Raw genomic sequence first — 18396 nt, forward strand, 5'->3', positions numbered from 1 at the left:
ACGCGTGTAATTCAGATTTACGTTTAGGCTTCATCAATGGCAAAACCTAGCAAACCATCCTCAGAAAATAACTACAACGCAGAGCAAGCGGAACGGCTACTAAGTAGCTTCCAACGCTTGACAGGAAAGTCTCTTATACCTGCTGGCATCACCGGGAATGGTCGCTATAAAGCGCTCTACGATGCAGAATTCCCCGTACTGTCTCACAATGCAGAGGCCGATCCGAAACTGGACTACTCCAATGCGGCAGGTATGGTGCAGTTTGAGATCAGTTGGGAAGAGCTGATTAAACTACCTTCACGCTATACGGCTGAGCCGCAAATACAGGAGGAGCGGGATCGCTTATTGAAGGCTGTAACCGACAACGGCTTTATTGATGATTATCAGGGCGTCAGAATTTCCGCAAAACAAAATCGTTTTTTTGTGGAAGAGGCGATTGTTTGGAATATCGTTGATGATGAGGGAACTTACTGGGGACAAGGGGCTGTACTCTACAAGTGTAAGCCACTTTGATTCAGATTCTTCTGAACAGTGTTTTTAAACTGGTATTCCTACGCATTCATGAGCCAATATATTTCGTCTGAAAGCTAATTAAGGTTTTACGCTAGTGCCGGGACTATGTGGTTGAGATCCTCTTCGATTACTTAACATCCGAGTAGACAACCACCTGATTTCGGCCTTGAGCTTTAGCCGTGTACAAAGCTTCGTCAGCCGCACTGAGCATATTATTAAACTGGTTAAATTGCCCCTCTTGCCAGCTAGCAACCCCCACACTAACCGTAATGGATATTTCTACCGTTTGGGTTCTAATGTGTAGCTGCTCAATATTCTCTCTGATACGTTCCGCCACTTGAACCGCCGCAGCTTGTTCAGTTTCTGGCATTAAAACAGCAAATTCTTCTCCACCAAGGCGAGCTACAATATCGGTCTTCCGTGCAGCCTCAACACAGGCGTTGTAAAACACCTGCAACACCTCATCGCCAGCCACATGACCATAATTATCATTAACCCGTTTAAAATAATCTATGTCCAGCATGAGCAATGACAATGGTCGCTGGTAACGCAGCACTCGACCCATTTCATGATCAGCTAGTTTATTGAATTTACGACGATTAACCGCACCTGTGAGGGAGTCAGTAGAAGCAAGTCGACGGTATCTCTCATGCTCAATCGTTTTATGCTTAAGATCCATCAGCTGTCGTTGCTGTTCCACTGTGACCCTAATTTCCGCCTGCAGCAGACTACGACGACATTCTTCATAAGCGGCAACAGAGCGGCCTAGCTCGTCATCTGCAAATTTGTCGGAAAAGATAAACCCCTGGTCACCACGAGAAAGCCTTACCATCGCTTTGTTTAGCATTCGCACTGGTTTGATGATACTTAGATTGAGTAGCCAACATGCGCCTATAGTTAGCGTAATAACCAATATAAGAGCGATAGAGGTTATCCAGAGCTGAACCTGTGCATCCTTAGCATTGTTCTCTGCCTGAGATGTGATATCCAATACCAGACGATCTGCCAAAGCTTTTAATAGGTCTATTTTCTCTGATAAAGCAGCAAACCATAATGCCTCATTTAACGGTATATCCTGACTGTTCTCAGTCTGCAACGCTAAATATAGCTGCTGCTCAAAGCGTTCTACCTGCTCAAAACTTTGACTCTGCTCTAAACGTTGATAGGCCTGCTGCTGACTGACACTCGCCACCTGATTAAAATACTGAATCAGTCCCTGCTGCTGCCCCATCAAGGAGATAAAATTATGCAGTGCAGACTGATCTAAACGATCATCTGCCAGAATCAATGTGCCTAACGCACGCTCCTGGCCGGCAACCTCTTTTAAATTCACGACCGACGTAAAACTGGAAACATGGGACTCTAATTCTGCATCCAAGCCCATAAAGGTGAAAGTCGCTGGAATTTTCAGGAGGAGATCAATCACGGAGGTGTAATAGTGCTGCATCTCAACGATTGAGAGTAGCTGCTGATCTACACGTTCTCGCTGTTGCTGAATCACTGCTAACCATTCAGAGGCCTCTACTAACTGTTCATGCAACTGCTGCGGAAGTGTCTGCTGCTGTAGTTTTTCACTTCGTAGTAAAAACGCTTCCAGTACCTGATCTGTTTGCTGCCGTTTACTGGCTATTTCAGAAATAAAAACCCGGTACCCTGAGGCTATATACCCTGTAGTAAGCCCACGTTCCGCCTGCATGCTGTGACTAAGAGCATTAATCTCATGAGCGATAGCACTGATTTTTGACAACTGTTGCATGTTCTGAGAGCGTTCGATAGTGCCACTCAGCAGGACCAAGCTGAGTAGAACCATACCCAAAGCAGGTATCAATGCAGTCAGGATAATTCGCCAGCCAAGTGCTAGGCGTGAACTGATATAACGCCCTATTTGTGAGAACCAACTAGGCGGCTTGGAGCTACTGTCAGTTAATCCCCTGTCACATAAACACTGATGGTAAGACATATCATCAACCACGATATGATTAAGCAGCCAATCCACCAGAAACAGATAAACATCTCGCGCTACTTCAACAGAATCAGCGTGCAGAAGTTGTTTTTTTAGTTCAGGAATACGTTTAAAAAAGGATTGATGACCAAGAATATGTTCATCAAGATCAGGATAGCCACCGCGCTGCATAATGGCTTCTTCACGCTGAAAGTGAAAACGCACATACTCTTCCAGCTTGGCAAAAACCCGACCTATAGTTTCCTTCTCGTGGTCTTCTTCAATGGCATGAGCTAATTCAGAAATAATCGCTAACAACCGCTTATGGTCGTTATCAATCTCCTCAATTCCAACACTTAAGCCCTGATTCCATTGGAAGTCAGCCATTATGCATATCACTCAAAAAATAAGATAAGTCAGCACCAGCCCAAGACATCCTCTGCCCTATCCATTCACCCTTTACGCGCAGGCTGCTATTAACAGCATAGTAAACGATCCACTCTATAAAACCATTGTGCTTTGTCAGTAATACAACCATATAAATTCAAAACTAAAAAACTAAGAAGAAATATTTTAGAAATGCCGTTGTAGATAATGAATCATAGGACGGGAAAGGAGGGGGCAAAGCACTTCATTGAGGAGGTTGACCTTGAAACTAGCGCCATATGCTAATCCAGCGTTCTGTAATTGCTTCATTTCATTCCACTGGATGCATTTCTTCATCCAGCTGACTGTAATTAAAGTGCTCAAGAATTTTTGCAAATCGGTTTTCATTGGCGCTGTTCGTTGCTTGTTTCGCTCGGTTCAGCGCTTGTTGATAGTTTTCGACAATTCTGTCCTCGGTTTGCAGATTAAAAGCAAAATAGAGTAAGCCCGGCTGCCCAAGGTAAAGTGCCACTGTGTACTCTGCGGGTAACAGCCCTAAACGTCTTTGAATATCTGCCGCAACGTTCACATCATAAGCCCATATATCCAGACTACCGTTCTCTAACATCATAGCGGCCTTTTCTGGGTTAACTAGGTGTATGATTTTGATATCTGGGATATTTAGTTCTTCGAGTAAAATTGCAGCGATATCATTTTTAATCACCCCAACCCTAAGCCCTTTCATTCGCCTGTAATCACTATAATCCTGTTCAAGATATGAGCGGACAATTAAGCCATTTCGTGAAGAAATAATAGGCCCAACCCATTTGAACAATCTTTCCCTTGCCTGTGTTCGATGTGTAGAAAACAGCATACTGTTCTTTTGTGTCAAAGCACGTTTATATCCCCTAGGCCAAGGCCCAAATTGAATATCCTCAACTCCTAAAGGGGAGCTCATCTGCTCAAACATTATCTTTAATAGCTCGACAGATATCCCCTGTGGCTTATTATTACGATAAAAGTTAAATGGAGGGTAATGTTCTGAGTAGATGACAACCTCATCATCAGTAGCGTGAGCCATAGGACCCACAAGCAATAAAACTGCTAGCAAGAAACAAAGAAAACTGCGGTAAAGGGGAATAATCAGTAGACTCATAATTCACTCATTATCGCTTGCGTATTAAAGAGTGTAGCCCAGATTGTCAGGGAAGAGCCGTAGAAGCTAGAGCAGGAGAAAGGCTTTCTAGAAAGAAAGCCTCAACAGAGCGCACGTTTAGATTTTTAAACGGAACCACAGGAAACTATTTTCTTTCGCATCAGCGATAATCCGTGCGCTTGGTCATAATAAGCCGCTTCATTCACAAATGCTGTGAAAACCTGCTCACTACCGTCATAGCAAATTGTTTCACCCTCATCTGTAATAAACAGTGGGTCACCGGGGTTTAGTGGCTGATAGTCATTATCCTGCACATCCGGATGAATCATCCCGCAAATATCACCTGTTTCATCACGCGGCAAATGCAATTTCTCAATAAACTCGTAGGTATGCAATTCCTCAGGAAGTACCGGAATCTCGTTATTGTTGTAGCGCTCAATAAAGTCCAGAGCATGGAACAAGCCGTCCTGAGTCAGCTTGAAAATATCCCAACGCAATAGCCCTTGCGGGACTGGCCCTACTTCAATTAACAAACTGTGTTTGGCGATAGAGCCTAAAAAGTTGTCTTCTGCCGGATCACGATCTTCGTAGAAAATAACGGCATCCGGAATCAGGCTCTGAATATAGGCAGCCATTTGTAGCGCAGGTTTATCATTCTGGTGCACCACCAGTGTTAACCCCATATTGGTGGTGGTTGTATGCAAGTCGATAATCCAGTCAGTTGCAGAATCATCACCTTTGGGACCATATTGCGAGTTGATTTCCTGAGCACGTTTTTGCTCAACGTTTTGAGGCTCGCCATTCAAAAGGGTATTAGAAAAGCAGCGATTTAAATCCTGCTCGATATAACGACAGTTCTTCTCTATTGCGGAGGTGTTAGCCAATAGTGTTCCTACTGTATAGCTGCGATCACGAAATTGGCTGATGTTTCGGTTGAGCGCCTTAACACATTGAACTCCAGTTTTTTCATTTCCGTGAGTCCCACCAACCACCAACACACGCTGAATCTCCGCCATCACTGCCCTCAAACTGACTTTTTATTGAATGAGCAACGAGTATCTAATATGCGAGGCCACTTGTTAAGTTAGTTTTGGGATTAGAAGGATAAAGGGTAGATTTTTCAAAGTCCCCTATATGGGGGTTAATAGAAACGTCCAAGCTCCATAAGAGTTGGTAAAAGCTCGTCTATACTGCTTGATAGATCTAGGAGTGCGCCGTGAAAGCTGTAACTTGTCTATTTGTGTACCTGCTGTTTTTTATTCCGCTTAGCTTTGCTAAAGACACTGTTCGATACACATCATCAGTGAAATACCCTGATACCAAACAGCAATACTTTATCGACACCCTAACCCTCGCTCTTGAGGCTACTAAGGACGATTACGGTGACTACGAGCTACTCCCAATTGAACTTGAAATCCCACAAGGTAGAACCTCCGCCCTAGTCGAGTCAGGAAATAGTATCGATATATCTTGGAGGATGACATCAGCCGAACTAGAGCAACGATTAATGCCCATTCCAATACCTTTATTAAAAGGCCTAATGGGTTATCGCATAGGTATTATTCGTGAAGGCGATCAGCAAAGATTCCCTAGCAACATCACCGAGGGTCAGCTGCAGCAAATTATTATCGGTCAGGGCTATGACTGGCCCGATACAGTGATTCTTCGAGAGAACGGTATGACGGTTATCGAAGGCTTTGCTCATACATTGCTTACCATGCTTGAACAAAAACGTTTTGATTTATTTTTACGTGCGTTGCACGAACCCTGGGTCGAAATAAAGGATAAGTCGGAATTTACAGTAGAAAAAAACATACTCGTTCAATACCCTGCTCCCATGTTTTTCTTCGTTAATCGCAACAATAATCGGCTCTATGAAAGGCTTACTGTGGGGCTAAACCAATCTATTGATGATGGCAGTTTTCAAACTCTTTTTGAAAATCATCCAGTGACAGCGGATATAGTTTCAAGAGCTAATCTTGAGCAACGAAAAGTGTTCAAATTATCCAACCCTTTACTCTCTGATGAAACGCAAAAACTTATAGGTGACAAGCGCCTCTGGCATTAGCAACGCGCTATTTCTAGATTTACAGTTTTCCTGAATCATGAACCTAAGCCTTGCTCTAACCTTCGTCTACAAATTTCAGTTATAGCTAACTTATAAAACCTACTATCATGTATTCTCATATTTAGGATAACGCCTAAGATTGGGTGTGCTCGTTAACTTCAGGATTAGGATAAGGGAACGAAATGATTTCTTTAGAGTTTCTGATCACATCTTTAATTATTGTACTAATACCGGGAACAGGAGTTCTATATACAGTTGCCACAGGCCTATTGATTGGCAAAAGAGCAAGTCTATTCGCCGCACTAGGGTGCACGCTCGGCATTGTGCCAGCTATGTTAGCGAGCATTTTTGGCTTGGCTGCGATCTTTCATACCAGCGCCATTGCTTTTCAAGTTATAAAATTTGCCGGTGTCGTGTATTTACTCTATCTAGCCTGGATGACTTGGCGCTCTGCAACACCCCTAACCGTTGCTTATCTCGACACTCAGAAGCAACATACTGGAATTATTATCAAAGCCTTCCTACTAAATATATTGAACCCGAAACTCTCAATTTTTTTCCTGGCCTTTCTACCGCAATTCATCCCTGAAACAGCCTAATCTCCTTTGTACAATATGTTTGTTCTAGGCTTTATATTCATGCTTATGACTTTTGCAGTATTTGTTATTTATGGTCTGTTGGCAGGGCACTTCAGTGAATTTGTCAAAAACTCAAAGAAAGCCAGTACCTATATGCAAAAAGCATTTGCTGCTGGATTTGCTGGTTTAGGCGTAAAGCTGGCCTTCAGTGGGCAGTCGTAAAAACACAATAACGAATAACAAGATCGTTATTTCTTAACAGTCCTCAACAGCCTCGATCTCGATAGTCATCTGCTAAAAATACAGCCCTAAGCGGCGTTTAGTTTCTAGGTCGACCCAGCCGGATTCAGACAGAGACTCCGCTGCCTGAAATTGCTTCAATGCAGTAACCGTTCGATTACCCCATTGTCCATCCAATGCGCCGGGGTCATACCCTTTTAGCTCTAGGGCTTGTTGAACCTTTAAGACGAAATTGCTCTGCGGCCCAGCAAACAATGAATGCATAGTGGCTTGATTAGATAAACCATCCACTGCCAATCCAGCTGTCTGTTGATACAGAGCCAAAGCGGTTGTTGTCGCCAAGCGCCAATCAGAACCATTGGCGGGTGATGGATACCCCTGTGCGAACAACGCGGTGTTCAGTAACCTAATTTGCTCGGAAGCCGGGACAACGGCATTGAGGTACTCCGGTAGTTGAACATATGAACGCTTTAACAAGACATGTAGAGTGTCCTGGTCAAACACTCCAGACGTCTTCAAGTCATGGGCATGCTGAAAATAGATATATTGATATAAGTTGTCTGAAGACCAACGGCCATCAAAGCGCCCCGGTTTACCTGCCCAGTTGGCTAACGCAATCTGCACTTCCTGCGTTAAACGCACCCGCTGGAAGCGATTCAAATCAAGATCACCCAGAAGTTGAAACATATCCAGCCTGTCAGGATTTACCTTCGCTATTTCAGGGTTAGCCAAAGCGATCTTGGTTAAACGATCTAGCTCGCCTGTAACAGGCAGCAATGGACTGTCTTTCTGAAATTGCAGCAAAGCTTTATAGGCCTGATAGCTCCAATTCTGGCCTAACTCCCCCGACCTGTAGCCCAACTCGGACAGCTGTATTTTAGCCGTCTCAGCCAACTCACCCGGATAACGTTGCGTACTGTACAAGCGATCATCAATCTTAGTTTCCTCATCGCAGCGTTCCAGATGACAAAATTGCTCAGGGTTAAGCGCCACCAGCGTTCTGCGTAGGTTCGTTATCTCTGTCTGTAATACAGTGATTTGGGCATGTAGCTGTTTAGGGTCGTAAATATTGAGGTGTTTATTCTGATTTTCCAGCGCTTCAGCAATCGCCATTAACAACGATTCTTCACTTTCATAATGACCGGATAACTTAATAAAGACTTGCTGATCCAACAGTCGGAAATTGTATTTCAGAACATCCCCCTGCTTTATAAACTGTACCCCAGCCTGCAAATGAGGAGTGAAGTCACGGTTATTAAACAACACTTTATTCGGCGTCAGTAACGCATTGATGACAGAGCCTTCCTGCACCAATTCCAAACGCTGCCACTGTATCTGCTGCCAGCGGCTAAACAGCTCCACCAGCTGTACAACTTTGCGTGTTTGTTCGGCAGAAAGCTCACTCCCCTGCAGGTAAAACTCTCTGCCCGCAGCGCTTTGCAGATGTGACCAGCCATCTTGCTCAGACAGTTGTATTACGCCATGTTCTTGCCAAATATCAGCACGCACAGGCAAAACTAAAAAAGCCAAAACAAAGCTAATTACCAGTCTGCTCACTGTGCATTCCTCTTTTTAAGCAAAATCACTTTATCCATAGCCTGAATGACTTGGCCGGTATTCAATTTGGAAACCTTAGCCCGCAAACCTTGCTCGGAATCCACAAATACTAACTCCGCAATCAGTTGATCATCTTGCCTGAATACCAACGCCATATCGCCGATGTCAGTACGATACGGCCTAGCAAAATGGACAACCACATTTTCTGCATCTCTTGGATCGAGCACATATCCGGCCTCCTCCTGCTGGACTAATAACTTACCTAGAAAATACTGATAACTGTCCAGCTGTTGCTCAGAGGTGCGCAGGTTATCCAATAACGTGCCACTCAGCTCGCTATAACTTGAATTGAGGCTGTCAGTCATCACTTGAAGGTGGGCAGAAGCTGACTGGGGTGAATTGATGTAGGGTATTTCAGCGATACGTGATAACAGCATCGCCTGGTTTTCCTGGGTTGCAATCAACTGCGAAAGGGCACCGCTGGAAATAAGTCCCATATCACTTAGATACTTTTGCTGTTGCTCAGAAAAAGCTTGTGAATCTACCTCTTTTAATCGGGTATTCAGAATCTGGTTGATCTTTTGATCATCAAACTGAGGGTTGTAGCGGTCGATTAGGAATTGCTTCTCTTTCTCAAATTCAGCCTTAAGATCTACTATGCGCTTCTCATAATATCGTTGTACATTTTTAATCCGCAGCTCCTGAAGCTTTTGCTCTGGGTTTAATATCGCAGAGCTACCTCCGGAGAATCGCTGAACCTCACCTTCCACCTGATCAATTTCAGCCTGCAATTTATCGATCTGAGCTTGTTTACTGCCTTTACGCTTTAAATATTGCCCCTCCAGCACTTCCAACGCCTGTTTAAGCTCAGTGTTGAGTTGCTGAATTTGAACATCATCACTCTGCAATTGTGCTAACTTCTCCCGGCGTGCATATTCAGCCACTACGACTGATTTAAGATCGGCATGTTCGTTCTCAATTTCGCTTAATTCCGAGCGCAGCATATCCAACTCAACGTTGGAATTACCGATCGAAAACACCAACTCTTTTAATTTAACCTCATCAAACTCAGCAATATTGATCTCAACATTATTCTCCTGCTGGCGCATATACAGATGAAAAGCAACGCTGGTAAGCAGCATGAACACTATCAGAGAAGAGATGATCTTGGTTAACTTGTAACTTCGATTCAGCTTGGAGCGAGCAAACTCCTGCTCCAGAGAATAGACACTGGCAGCTTCGCCCTGATGCAACGCTTCATGCGTCAGAAACGATTCTTTAGTGACACGTAAACGGTCGTTTACTTCGAAGTCAGAACCCATGTTCCATCCCAATCACCTGGACACTGCCCAGACGTACGTTGCTTAAACTCATCTGCCACAGGTAAAGCGCATTGGCAGAAATACTCATGTGCTTTCTGCCAATCACCCTGATAATAGCAATTTAGCCCTTGTTCAAAGGGCTTCAACTGTTGTTGTAACACATCGCTATATTCATCGATTGGTACCGGCCAGTAGATAGGTAAGGCCTCATTTTTGCCTTTCACTTTTACACTATCGATATTGATAAACTTAAAGCCTGACTCTGCTACCGCTTGTAGAACATCATCCCGTACCGAATCCGAACAGATCATGGGCACTTTGTAGATGCGGGTAAGCCCCTCAAGGCGTGACGCAGAATTTACCCGGTCACCAATCACGGTGGTGGTCATTCGTAGCTGCGAGCCTATAGTGCCATAAAACACATCACCACAATCGATCCCAACGCCCACATCCAGTAATACCGCCTGATAAATGGCCTCTTCTTGCTCAGTCAGCGAACCCTGTTGGGCAATAAGATCCTGCTTACGCTTTTCCATCTGCGTTTTTAAAGACTCAGTCGCACGAATAATGTCATGAGCTGATAAGAGCGCTGCGTAAGATTTGTTTTTCTCATGGTCCATCACACCATAAACCGCGAGTAATGCATCACCGATAATGGAAGCAATCACTCCTTCATGTTCATAGATATTGGCGATGGCATGATCGTATTGGATATTCAGCAGTTTGATAATGTCCGTGCCTAAGGTCTCCGTCATGTTGGTATAACCTTTGATATCGGTAAACAGCATGGTCAGCTGTTGTTGGTCGCCCTCTAAACGGATCTCTTTCTCTTCGTAGGCTTTTTTGACTATGTCTCGATCGGCGAATTTTTTAAAAATATTCACCAACACATCCATGTTGTGAGATAGGACATTAAACGACATGCCCATGTAGGTCACATCGTCGTTAGGCGCATTTTCCAGAGGTATAGGTGCCAGTTTCTGCTTTTTCGTCATATCCATGATTTCATGGGTAATAGTACTGATAAAACGCAGAATATATCGCACCACATAGATAGCAGTGACCGCCGATAAAACCGTTATCAGCAGAATAATCAAAATAATCAGCAGGAAGTTTTGCCAGGATTTTTGGTGGTAAGCCTCATCATCTTCACCCCGGAACAGATACATATCCCAGTGTTTGTTGTATTTGTATATACCAAAATATTGTTTGCCGTTTATCTCTGTAACAACAAAATCCTCATGCAAGGCTTCTAAGCTGCCACCACCCTTTTCCAGTAACGGCTGCATATCAAACTTAGTCCCTTTCTGATCCAAAGTTGAGAAAACTATGTCTCCATTTGGCTCGAAGCCGAGAATAACAGAGCTCTGATTCTCAATTTCAAATAAGCTTTTTTTCTTTATATTGGCGAGGGCTTCAGCCCTATCCTGACTAATTTCGAAGATCTGCCACTGGATATTGCTGAAATTAGAGATCTCTTTTAGATCTTTGATAAGTAACTGCTTGGTGAAGTGCACCTGATTGATACGGTTAAATACCAAGCTGATGTAGTTGGTGGTGAGATTAGAGACAATAATGAATAGCGTTAACACCACAACAATCTTCAACGCTACCGGTATTACCCGGACCTTTCCAACCTTGTCAAAACGAACAAAATTGAGAAGTTTCATCCTGTAACTGCACTCCAATCTGAACTTCACACGCAAAGGTGTATCAAGGGTTCATTAGGAGAGTAGTCAGCCGTTCTAGGAAAGTCTAGGTATATATAGTTGTAGGCAATAGAGGCAGGTAAAGATGGCAACAGATCTTTAATAAACCAAGTACCTCGAAACCTTTCTGCTTAACCAGAATTCACATTAAAAAGCCCCGCAAATGCGGGGCCTATAATGCTTTTTTGCAACGAAGCGCTGTCGCTTATTTTAGGCGGTTTTAACGACTATAAAGTAATCGTTTCAACACCATTCGGCGTTCCCATCAGCACAACATCTGCACCACGATTAGCAAAAAGGCCGTTGGTCACAACACCAACAATATTATTCAGCTGTGTTTCCAGTTCTTTGGCGTGCAGGATTTCCAGATCGTGGACATCCAGAATTACGTTGCCGTTATCGGTGGTGAAGCCTTCGCGCCATTCTGGCATACCATCCAGTTTTACCAGTTCACGAGCAACCTGCGAGCGTGCCATTGGGATAACTTCAACAGGCAGTGGGAATTCACCCAGCACATCTACTTTTTTAGTGCTATCAACGATGCAAACAAACTCTTTGGCTACCGCAGCAACGATCTTTTCACGAGTCAGTGCGCCGCCACCACCTTTGATCAGGTTCAGACCGGAGTCGAATTCGTCTGCGCCATCTACGTACACTTCCATTTCAGCAACAGAGTTCATGTCGAAGACTTCAATACCATGGCCTTTAAGGCGTTCTGCTGTTGCTTCAGAGCTGGCTACAGCACCGTCAAACATGTGCTTAATCTCAGCTAACGCATCAATAAAGAAGTTTGCGGTAGAGCCGGTACCTACACCAACAATACTGTCTTTGTTTAGCTTAGGTTTGATGTATTCAACAGCGGCTTGGGCTACCGCTTTTTTCATCTCATCCTGGGTCATGATAGGCACCTGTGCTCTGCTACCCTTAATCGGGTGCGTGGTAAATGTGAAATTGCGCAAATTATACGCTGCAAAGGCGACCTGTTGTAGACGTAACAGGGGGTTTCCCATTACCATTTCGGCCCTATTTTTATTTTCAGACGAAAGAAGCGATCATGCCTGATAGATATATCAAGAAAATCCTCAAAGCCCGTGTCTACGACGTGGCCGTGGAAACGCCGTTGGAAGAAGCAAAAGGTCTGTCGGAGCGTCTGAAAAACCGAATTTTGCTTAAGCGTGAAGATGAACAGCCGGTATTCTCTTTTAAACTGCGTGGTGCCTATAACAAGATGGTGCAGCTCAGCGAGGAAGAGCGGGCTTGTGGTGTGGTAGCTGCGTCTGCGGGCAACCATGCTCAGGGTGTGGCGATGTCCGCCAAAACGCTGGGTATTAAAGCGACTATCGTGATGCCTAAAACGACACCAGATGTGAAGGTGAACAATGTTCGCCGTCTGGGCGGTAAGGTAGTGCTTCACGGGGATGCCTATGATGACGCTTCAGCCCACGCTAAGAAGCTGGTTGAAGAGAAAGGCATGACCTACGTGCACCCGTTTGATGATCCTGATGTGATCGCGGGTCAGGGTACGGTTGCGATGGAAATCCTACGTCAGGAGTCCGGCCCTATTAACGCCATCTTTGTTCCTGTTGGCGGCGGCGGCCTGATCGCAGGTATCGCAGCTTACGTTAAGTACCTGCGCCCTGAGACGAAGATAATTGGCGTTGAATCTGAAGACTCTGCCTGCCTGTACGAAGCAATGAAAGCAGGTGAGCGAGTTATTTTGCCGCAAGTAGGTATATTCGCTGACGGTGTTGCCGTGGCTCAGATCGGCGAGAAAACCTTTGAAGTAGCCCAGCGTTACGTGGATGAAGTTATCACTGTATCCACTGATGAGATCTGCGCAGCGATAAAAGATATCTATGATGATACCCGTTCAATCTGTGAACCAGCCGGTGCTCTAGGTGTAGCGGGTATGAAGAAATACGTGGCCCGCGATGGCATTGCTGATCAAACCCTGATCGCTATCGATTCCGGCGCCAATGTAAACTTCGACCGCCTACGCCATATTGCAGAACGTTCAGAATTGGGTGAGAAACGTGAGGCGATTATCGCTGCGCGTATTCCTGAGAAACCGGGAAGTTTTAGAAAGTTCTGCTCTGCCTTGGGTAAACGCAATATCACCGAGTTTAACTACCGCTATAGCGATAATGATCAGGCGATTGTATTTGCTGGCATCCAAACTAAAGCAGAGGCGGATCGTAATGATCTAATCAACGAACTTCAGGATAAACAGTACGAAGTCGCTGACCTGACTGATAACGAGATCGCAAAGATCCACGTTCGTTATATGGTTGGCGGACACGCTCCGGAATCACTGGAAAATGAAGTGATCTATCGTTTTGAATTCCCAGAGCGGCCTGGAGCCCTGATGAACTTCCTCAGCAAGCTAGGCGGAAAATGGAACATCTCTATGTTCCACTACCGTAACCATGGTGCAGCTTATGGTCGTGTTCTGGTTGGCATGCAGGTACCTGAAGGCGAGCGAGATCAAGTAGGAGCCTTCCTAGAGGAGATTGGTTATAACTACTGGGAAGAGACTGATAACACTGCGTATCAGCTGTTCTTAGGTTAAAAACAGCCACATATCTGGCAGAACTACTCTGCCAGATATCCTTCTCTATATAGGAATTCAATCAACTCATCTGCTGGCAGCGCCGGCGAAACCAAATACCCCTGTATCTCATCACAACCCAATTGCTGCAGATAAGTTTTCTGCCCCTCATTTTCAACGCCTTCCGCTATCACTTTGAGACCTAATCCGTGCGCCATCGCTATAGTGGCTTTAACGATAGCCGCATCATCCAGATCCTGTTCAATTTCGTTAATGAAAGAGCGGTCAATTTTCAGCTTATCGGTAGAAAACTGCTTTAGATATGAGAGTGATGAGTAACCCGTACCAAAATCATCAATCGCTGCTCTGACACCGAGCTTACGCAGATTACTCAGCACCGTAATCGCATTGTTCACATTATCCATCAGCATACTTTCAGTCAGTTCTAACTCCAGCATGGAAGGTTTAATACCGGTACAATCGAGCGCTTCTTTGATCTGCTTTTCCAAAACCACATGATCCTGGAACTGGCGGGCCGAGATGTTGATGGATACAGGCAGTGTCTGCTTTATCTCTTGTTGCCATTGAGCTGCCTGCTGACAAGACTGATGAACCACCCACTCTCCTATCTGACAGATAAGACCACTCTGCTCAGCTACATCGATAAATGTACCTGGGTAAAGCACCCCCTCTTGCGGATGGTTCCATCGTAATAAACACTCAAGGCCAATCAGAGAGTTAGTACTAAGATCTATCTGCGGCTGGTAAAACAGCTCAAGCTGCCCAAGCGTTAGCGCATGACGCAACTCCATTTCCAGCTGCATTTGACGCTCAATTCTCTCTTTCATCTCCAAAGTAAAGAACTGATAGGAATTGCCTCCAGCACTTTTCGCCCGATACGTAGCCAGATCTGCGTTTTTTAGAATTTCTTTGCTCTCAATACCGTCCACAGGGTAATGGCTGATGCCAATACTCCCCGACAAGAAGATCGAGTGGCCACCTATATCAAACGCTTCAGATAATGCACCAAGTAATTTATCCGCTAAGCGGGCTTGATCAATATCTTTCTCAGCTTTGACCAGCAGTGTGAACTCGTCCCCTCCGAGGCGCGCAATAAGATCACTACTGCGACAGCAGGCTCGTAAACGATCAGCAACCGCACAGAGTAAGCGATCACCATGATCATGTCCCATCGAATCATTAATACGCTTGAATCCATCCAGATCGATAACAAGGACTGAAAATTCGAAGCCGCTACGCTCCGCCTCTTTCACATTCTGTTCAAGGAACTGCAGAAAAGCATTACGGTTGTAGAGCCCTGTTAGAGCATCATAAGTCGTCAGTTCAAGCAAACGCTCTTCAGTTTTCAGGCGCTGCTCTATGTTCGTGACACTACCACGGACAACCACGTCATCTATGGCAGGAAAAGGTACCAACCTAACTTCACAAGCCACTGGGTCGCGACGGGAATTGATATGTGTCCAAGTGAAACTCTCATAATCGCCTGCCAGCGCTTTTTCAATATGGTACTTAGCCCGTTCAGCGGAGAGAGTTCCATCTGGCTGCTCTTCTGGTGAAACATCTCTCACGCTCAATTTGAGCAACTCTTCCCGGCTGTAGCCATAGAGCTTCAAAGCATTATCATTAACATCGATAAAACGGTCTTGTTCCAGACTGAATAACACCACGGCTTCCGGCGCATTTTCAAATAGTGCTCGGTAACGCCTCTCATTGGTTTTTAACTCTTGAACGGTGGAGCTCAACGCCTCTTGCTGTAACTGCAAAGTTTCATTTTTTTCACGCAGCTGTTCTGTCGCACGGTTGATTCCTATTTCCAGCTTTGCACTCAAGCGCTGCATCGCCGCACGCGCTTTCTCCCGCTCAAGAATTACCGAACAGAGCAATAAGCCACACAACGAGATACAGCACATATATACCTGCTGTATTAGTAACGACTGGGGAATATCTTCAGAAACAAAGGGGCCATAACCAGCTAAGGTGCCATTAATTGCAGATAGCGCAATGAACAAAACCAACAGCGTGCTTCCTCTGTAACCAAACCTATACCCCACAGCAATCAACAGGGGTATTGGTAGAAAAGCTAAGGGGGCGTGGGTCATTTCAACAACGGTCCAGCCGCCAAATACAATTAGAGCCAGAATGATAGAAGCGATGGTATAGCCGAAAACCTCTAAAAGACTGCTATCCGGTGATTTATATTCACGCGCAAAGACCATAATTAAAGGGGTAAAGATGAGAATACCGACCAGATCCCCAAGCCACCAGACCAACCATATACGTTTAAATTGATCCATAGCACCGCTAGAGGACCAATCCGTAACCGCATGACTGCCTATCACTGCAGCCAAAGCGCAGCTAACTACAGCGATCAATGTCAGTTTGAAAATATTATGCGGGTCGTTAAAGAAGTAACGCCGAGTAATAAATTTATTGGTGAGAAGTAATGCAGTTAATGCTTCCAGACTATTACCAAAAGCAATCTGCAAGGCAGTTACACTGGCGCTATCCACCTGCCAGTTAACAAAAAAGGCTCCAAGAAACACTCCAGGCAACATGCCCATGCCACCGAGAAGTAACGCCGCCAGGCTGATGCCACTTGGAGGCCAGAACGGGCTGGCATAACCGTGTTCCGCCATACCCAAAGCAAGTTTTGCCGTAACCAAATACGCAATCATGACCACTAGGTTTAATACCAGAGGATTCTGAATCAACGTTGCCTTGCGCATATTGGCCGCTCTCCATACTGCAGAAATGAAGTTATTCGTGCACTTACACAATGACCGCCTAGAGTAGCAAATTTTTGAATGCTTATTCTTTGCTGTAGGACAGCATTTCAGGAGAAAATGTTTCTATCTCCACCTTTTCATCATCAATGTTCAATTCCAACCGGCTGGCCTCGAGCAGATGATATTCTGAGCCCAGTTGATCAAAGTCATCGCTTTGCAGGGCAGCTTTCAATCTTTTCAGGTAGAACTGACCCGATAAAGCATAAATTTTATCGCCAATGATCGGATAGCCGAGATGCGCCAGATGTACACGGATCTGGTGTTTTCTTCCGGTATACAGCTCACACTCGATTAGCGATCTGCTCCCTTCTCTTTGCAACACTCTGAAAGCAGTTTTACTATGTTTTGGTTTGGGATAAAGCTCAGAACGATCTTGATCAACCACATACACCTGGCTACGAATCGGGCTATCGTTTTTTTCAGATAGCTCACAATCCAGTATTTTCTTATCCCATTTGGGATTGCCAAATACCCACGCTTGATAGACCTTACGGGTTATCAAATGGCCTAACTGTGGCTTCCACTTTTTATCAGCAGCCACCGTTTTAGCAATCAGAACAATACCTGAAGTTTCTGCATCCAGGCGGTGCAGAAGATGCGCAGTAGCGTAAGGAGTTTGTCTACGTATTAGAGAGATAAGAGTATTGTACAGATTTCGCGTTGTACGACTGACGGGCAATAGATGCGGTTTATGCACAGCCATCAGCTCATCATTTTCCCAGAGCTTGTACCACTGAGTATCGACAGGCTCTTCTTGATGATCAGGAAGAGTAACCTCTACTTTCTGACCCGGTTGCAGCTTATGTGTAGAAGTTACACATTCGCCATCAACCCGAATCAAACCTTGTTCAAATAAAGTATCGAGCTGCTGTTGATGATTTGTAGCAAGTCTCGAATAAAGGAAATCGGATACAGAGAATTCTGCCGACAAAACGTCAAAGCAGAGTCTGAAGTTTGAAGGATCAACACTTAAGCTTTCAGCCACAAGGGGTTCCTAGCTCCTAGCAAGCAAAGCATCTAGCCACTCGCCCCTGCTTTCTACGGCATCTCCGGAGAGTGCTGGAAGCCCTGACTGAAAAACGCCTGTGCGGTAAAGATGAACAAAGATGCCAGTCCCCATGCCAAACCAGTCACTACACCCAGATCGACTATTCCACGCCATGGCTGGTCTAGCTGATGCACCAGCAGCACCATACCAATGATACCGAAGGTCAGACAGTACGTAACGATCATGCGCTTACGCACAATATCAAAGAAGCCCATACAGAATAGCGGAGCCAGAATCAGACGAACAGGTGAGACATTCTGCGATAGGAACAAGATACGGGCAGCGACACGAGGTGACCACGCTTGTTGGAAGCCACGGTAACCTTCAGCAAAGCCCATGAATGCGATACTCACAGCCAGTGCAACCCAGTGATACCAATTCAGGTCGTAATCAAATGTCTGCATACCAATAGCACTGAGGCGATAGATCGCGCTGCCCAACAGCAGGCTGATACCCGTGATTCCCCAAAGTGCTGCAATGTAACCTAACACGCTAATTCTCTTCGTCTCTTGTCATACGAGGCGCGGATTATACCTGTTGTA

15 protein-coding genes are annotated in these 18396 nt (G+C 45.1%); 5 read left to right on the forward strand and 10 right to left on the reverse strand.

What is annotated here, in order from left to right; translation table 11 throughout:
* Positions 1-36: 36 nt before the first annotated feature.
* Positions 37-513, forward strand: a complete 477-nt coding sequence (locus GY843_RS08310) for an MEKHLA domain-containing protein (RefSeq protein WP_297308469.1) — start codon at positions 37-39, stop codon at positions 511-513.
* 127 nt (positions 514-640) lie between these two features.
* On the opposite strand, the gene GY843_RS08315 is transcribed toward GY843_RS08310, so the two are convergent.
* The 3 genes from GY843_RS08315 to GY843_RS08325 form a co-directional block, all read right to left on the reverse strand.
* Positions 641-2842 (reverse strand): bacteriohemerythrin, encoded by a 2202-nt coding sequence (locus GY843_RS08315; protein WP_297308471.1) that lies wholly within the window; start codon positions 2840-2842, stop codon positions 641-643.
* 310 nt (positions 2843-3152) lie between these two features.
* Complete coding sequence (locus GY843_RS08320) at positions 3153-3977, reverse strand: ABC transporter substrate-binding protein (protein ID WP_297308473.1); 825 nt, start codon at positions 3975-3977, stop codon at positions 3153-3155.
* A gap of 125 nt (positions 3978-4102) precedes the next feature.
* Positions 4103-4993: an aspartoacylase gene (locus tag GY843_RS08325; RefSeq protein ID WP_297308475.1), complete on the reverse strand. Its 891-nt coding sequence runs from the start codon at positions 4991-4993 to the stop codon at positions 4103-4105.
* 200 nt (positions 4994-5193) lie between these two features.
* On the opposite strand from GY843_RS08325, the gene GY843_RS08330 reads away from it, so the two are divergent.
* From GY843_RS08330 to GY843_RS21030, 3 genes are all read left to right on the forward strand, one after another.
* Complete coding sequence (locus GY843_RS08330) at positions 5194-6045, forward strand: hypothetical protein (protein ID WP_297308477.1); 852 nt, start codon at positions 5194-5196, stop codon at positions 6043-6045.
* A 182-nt stretch (positions 6046-6227) separates the two neighbouring features.
* Complete coding sequence (locus GY843_RS08335) at positions 6228-6644, forward strand: LysE family translocator (protein WP_367183820.1); 417 nt, start codon at positions 6228-6230, stop codon at positions 6642-6644.
* Between the two features lie 39 nt (positions 6645-6683).
* Entirely contained in the window at positions 6684-6845 is a 162-nt protein-coding gene (locus GY843_RS21030) for a hypothetical protein (RefSeq protein WP_367183821.1), read from the forward strand.
* Positions 6846-6917: 72 nt separating this feature from the next.
* Here the strand turns inward: GY843_RS21030 and GY843_RS08340 are convergent, their stop codons facing one another.
* The 4 genes from GY843_RS08340 to rpiA form a co-directional block, all read right to left on the reverse strand.
* Positions 6918-8420 (reverse strand): peptidoglycan-binding domain-containing protein, encoded by a 1503-nt coding sequence (locus GY843_RS08340; protein ID WP_297308479.1) that lies wholly within the window; start codon positions 8418-8420, stop codon positions 6918-6920.
* On the reverse strand, positions 8417-9742 hold the full coding sequence (locus GY843_RS08345; protein WP_297308481.1) for a hypothetical protein: 1326 nt from the start codon (positions 9740-9742) through the stop codon (positions 8417-8419). Before GY843_RS08345 ends, GY843_RS08340 begins: the two co-directional genes overlap by 4 nt.
* Positions 9721-11412, reverse strand: a complete 1692-nt coding sequence (locus GY843_RS08350; protein WP_297308483.1) for an adenylate/guanylate cyclase domain-containing protein — start codon at positions 11410-11412, stop codon at positions 9721-9723. The genes GY843_RS08345 and GY843_RS08350 overlap by 22 nt, the downstream gene beginning before the upstream one ends.
* 266 nt (positions 11413-11678) lie before the next feature.
* Positions 11679-12350: a ribose-5-phosphate isomerase RpiA gene (gene rpiA / locus GY843_RS08355; protein ID WP_297308485.1), complete on the reverse strand. Its 672-nt coding sequence runs from the start codon at positions 12348-12350 to the stop codon at positions 11679-11681.
* Between the two features lie 155 nt (positions 12351-12505).
* On the opposite strand from rpiA, the gene ilvA reads away from it, so the two are divergent.
* The gene (gene ilvA / locus GY843_RS08360) at positions 12506-14020 is read left to right on the forward strand and encodes a threonine ammonia-lyase, biosynthetic (protein ID WP_297308487.1); all 1515 of its coding nucleotides are present in this window, start codon (positions 12506-12508) and stop codon (positions 14018-14020) included.
* A gap of 23 nt (positions 14021-14043) precedes the next feature.
* Here ilvA and GY843_RS08365 read toward each other — a convergent pair whose 3' ends face one another.
* From GY843_RS08365 to GY843_RS08375, 3 genes are all read right to left on the reverse strand, one after another.
* On the reverse strand, positions 14044-16746 hold the full coding sequence (locus GY843_RS08365; protein ID WP_297308489.1) for an EAL domain-containing protein: 2703 nt from the start codon (positions 16744-16746) through the stop codon (positions 14044-14046).
* Positions 16747-16828: 82 nt separating this feature from the next.
* A complete protein-coding gene (locus tag GY843_RS08370; RefSeq protein ID WP_297308490.1) occupies positions 16829-17791 on the reverse strand; it encodes an RluA family pseudouridine synthase in 963 nt (320 codons plus the stop codon).
* Positions 17792-17844: 53 nt separating this feature from the next.
* Entirely contained in the window at positions 17845-18345 is a 501-nt protein-coding gene (locus GY843_RS08375; RefSeq protein WP_297308492.1) for a hypothetical protein, read from the reverse strand.
* Between the last annotated feature and the right edge of the window lie 51 nt (positions 18346-18396).

The organism is Neptuniibacter sp., assembly GCF_024231755.1.
In the GTDB taxonomy this organism is placed as follows: Bacteria; Pseudomonadota; Gammaproteobacteria; order Pseudomonadales; family Balneatricaceae; genus Neptuniibacter.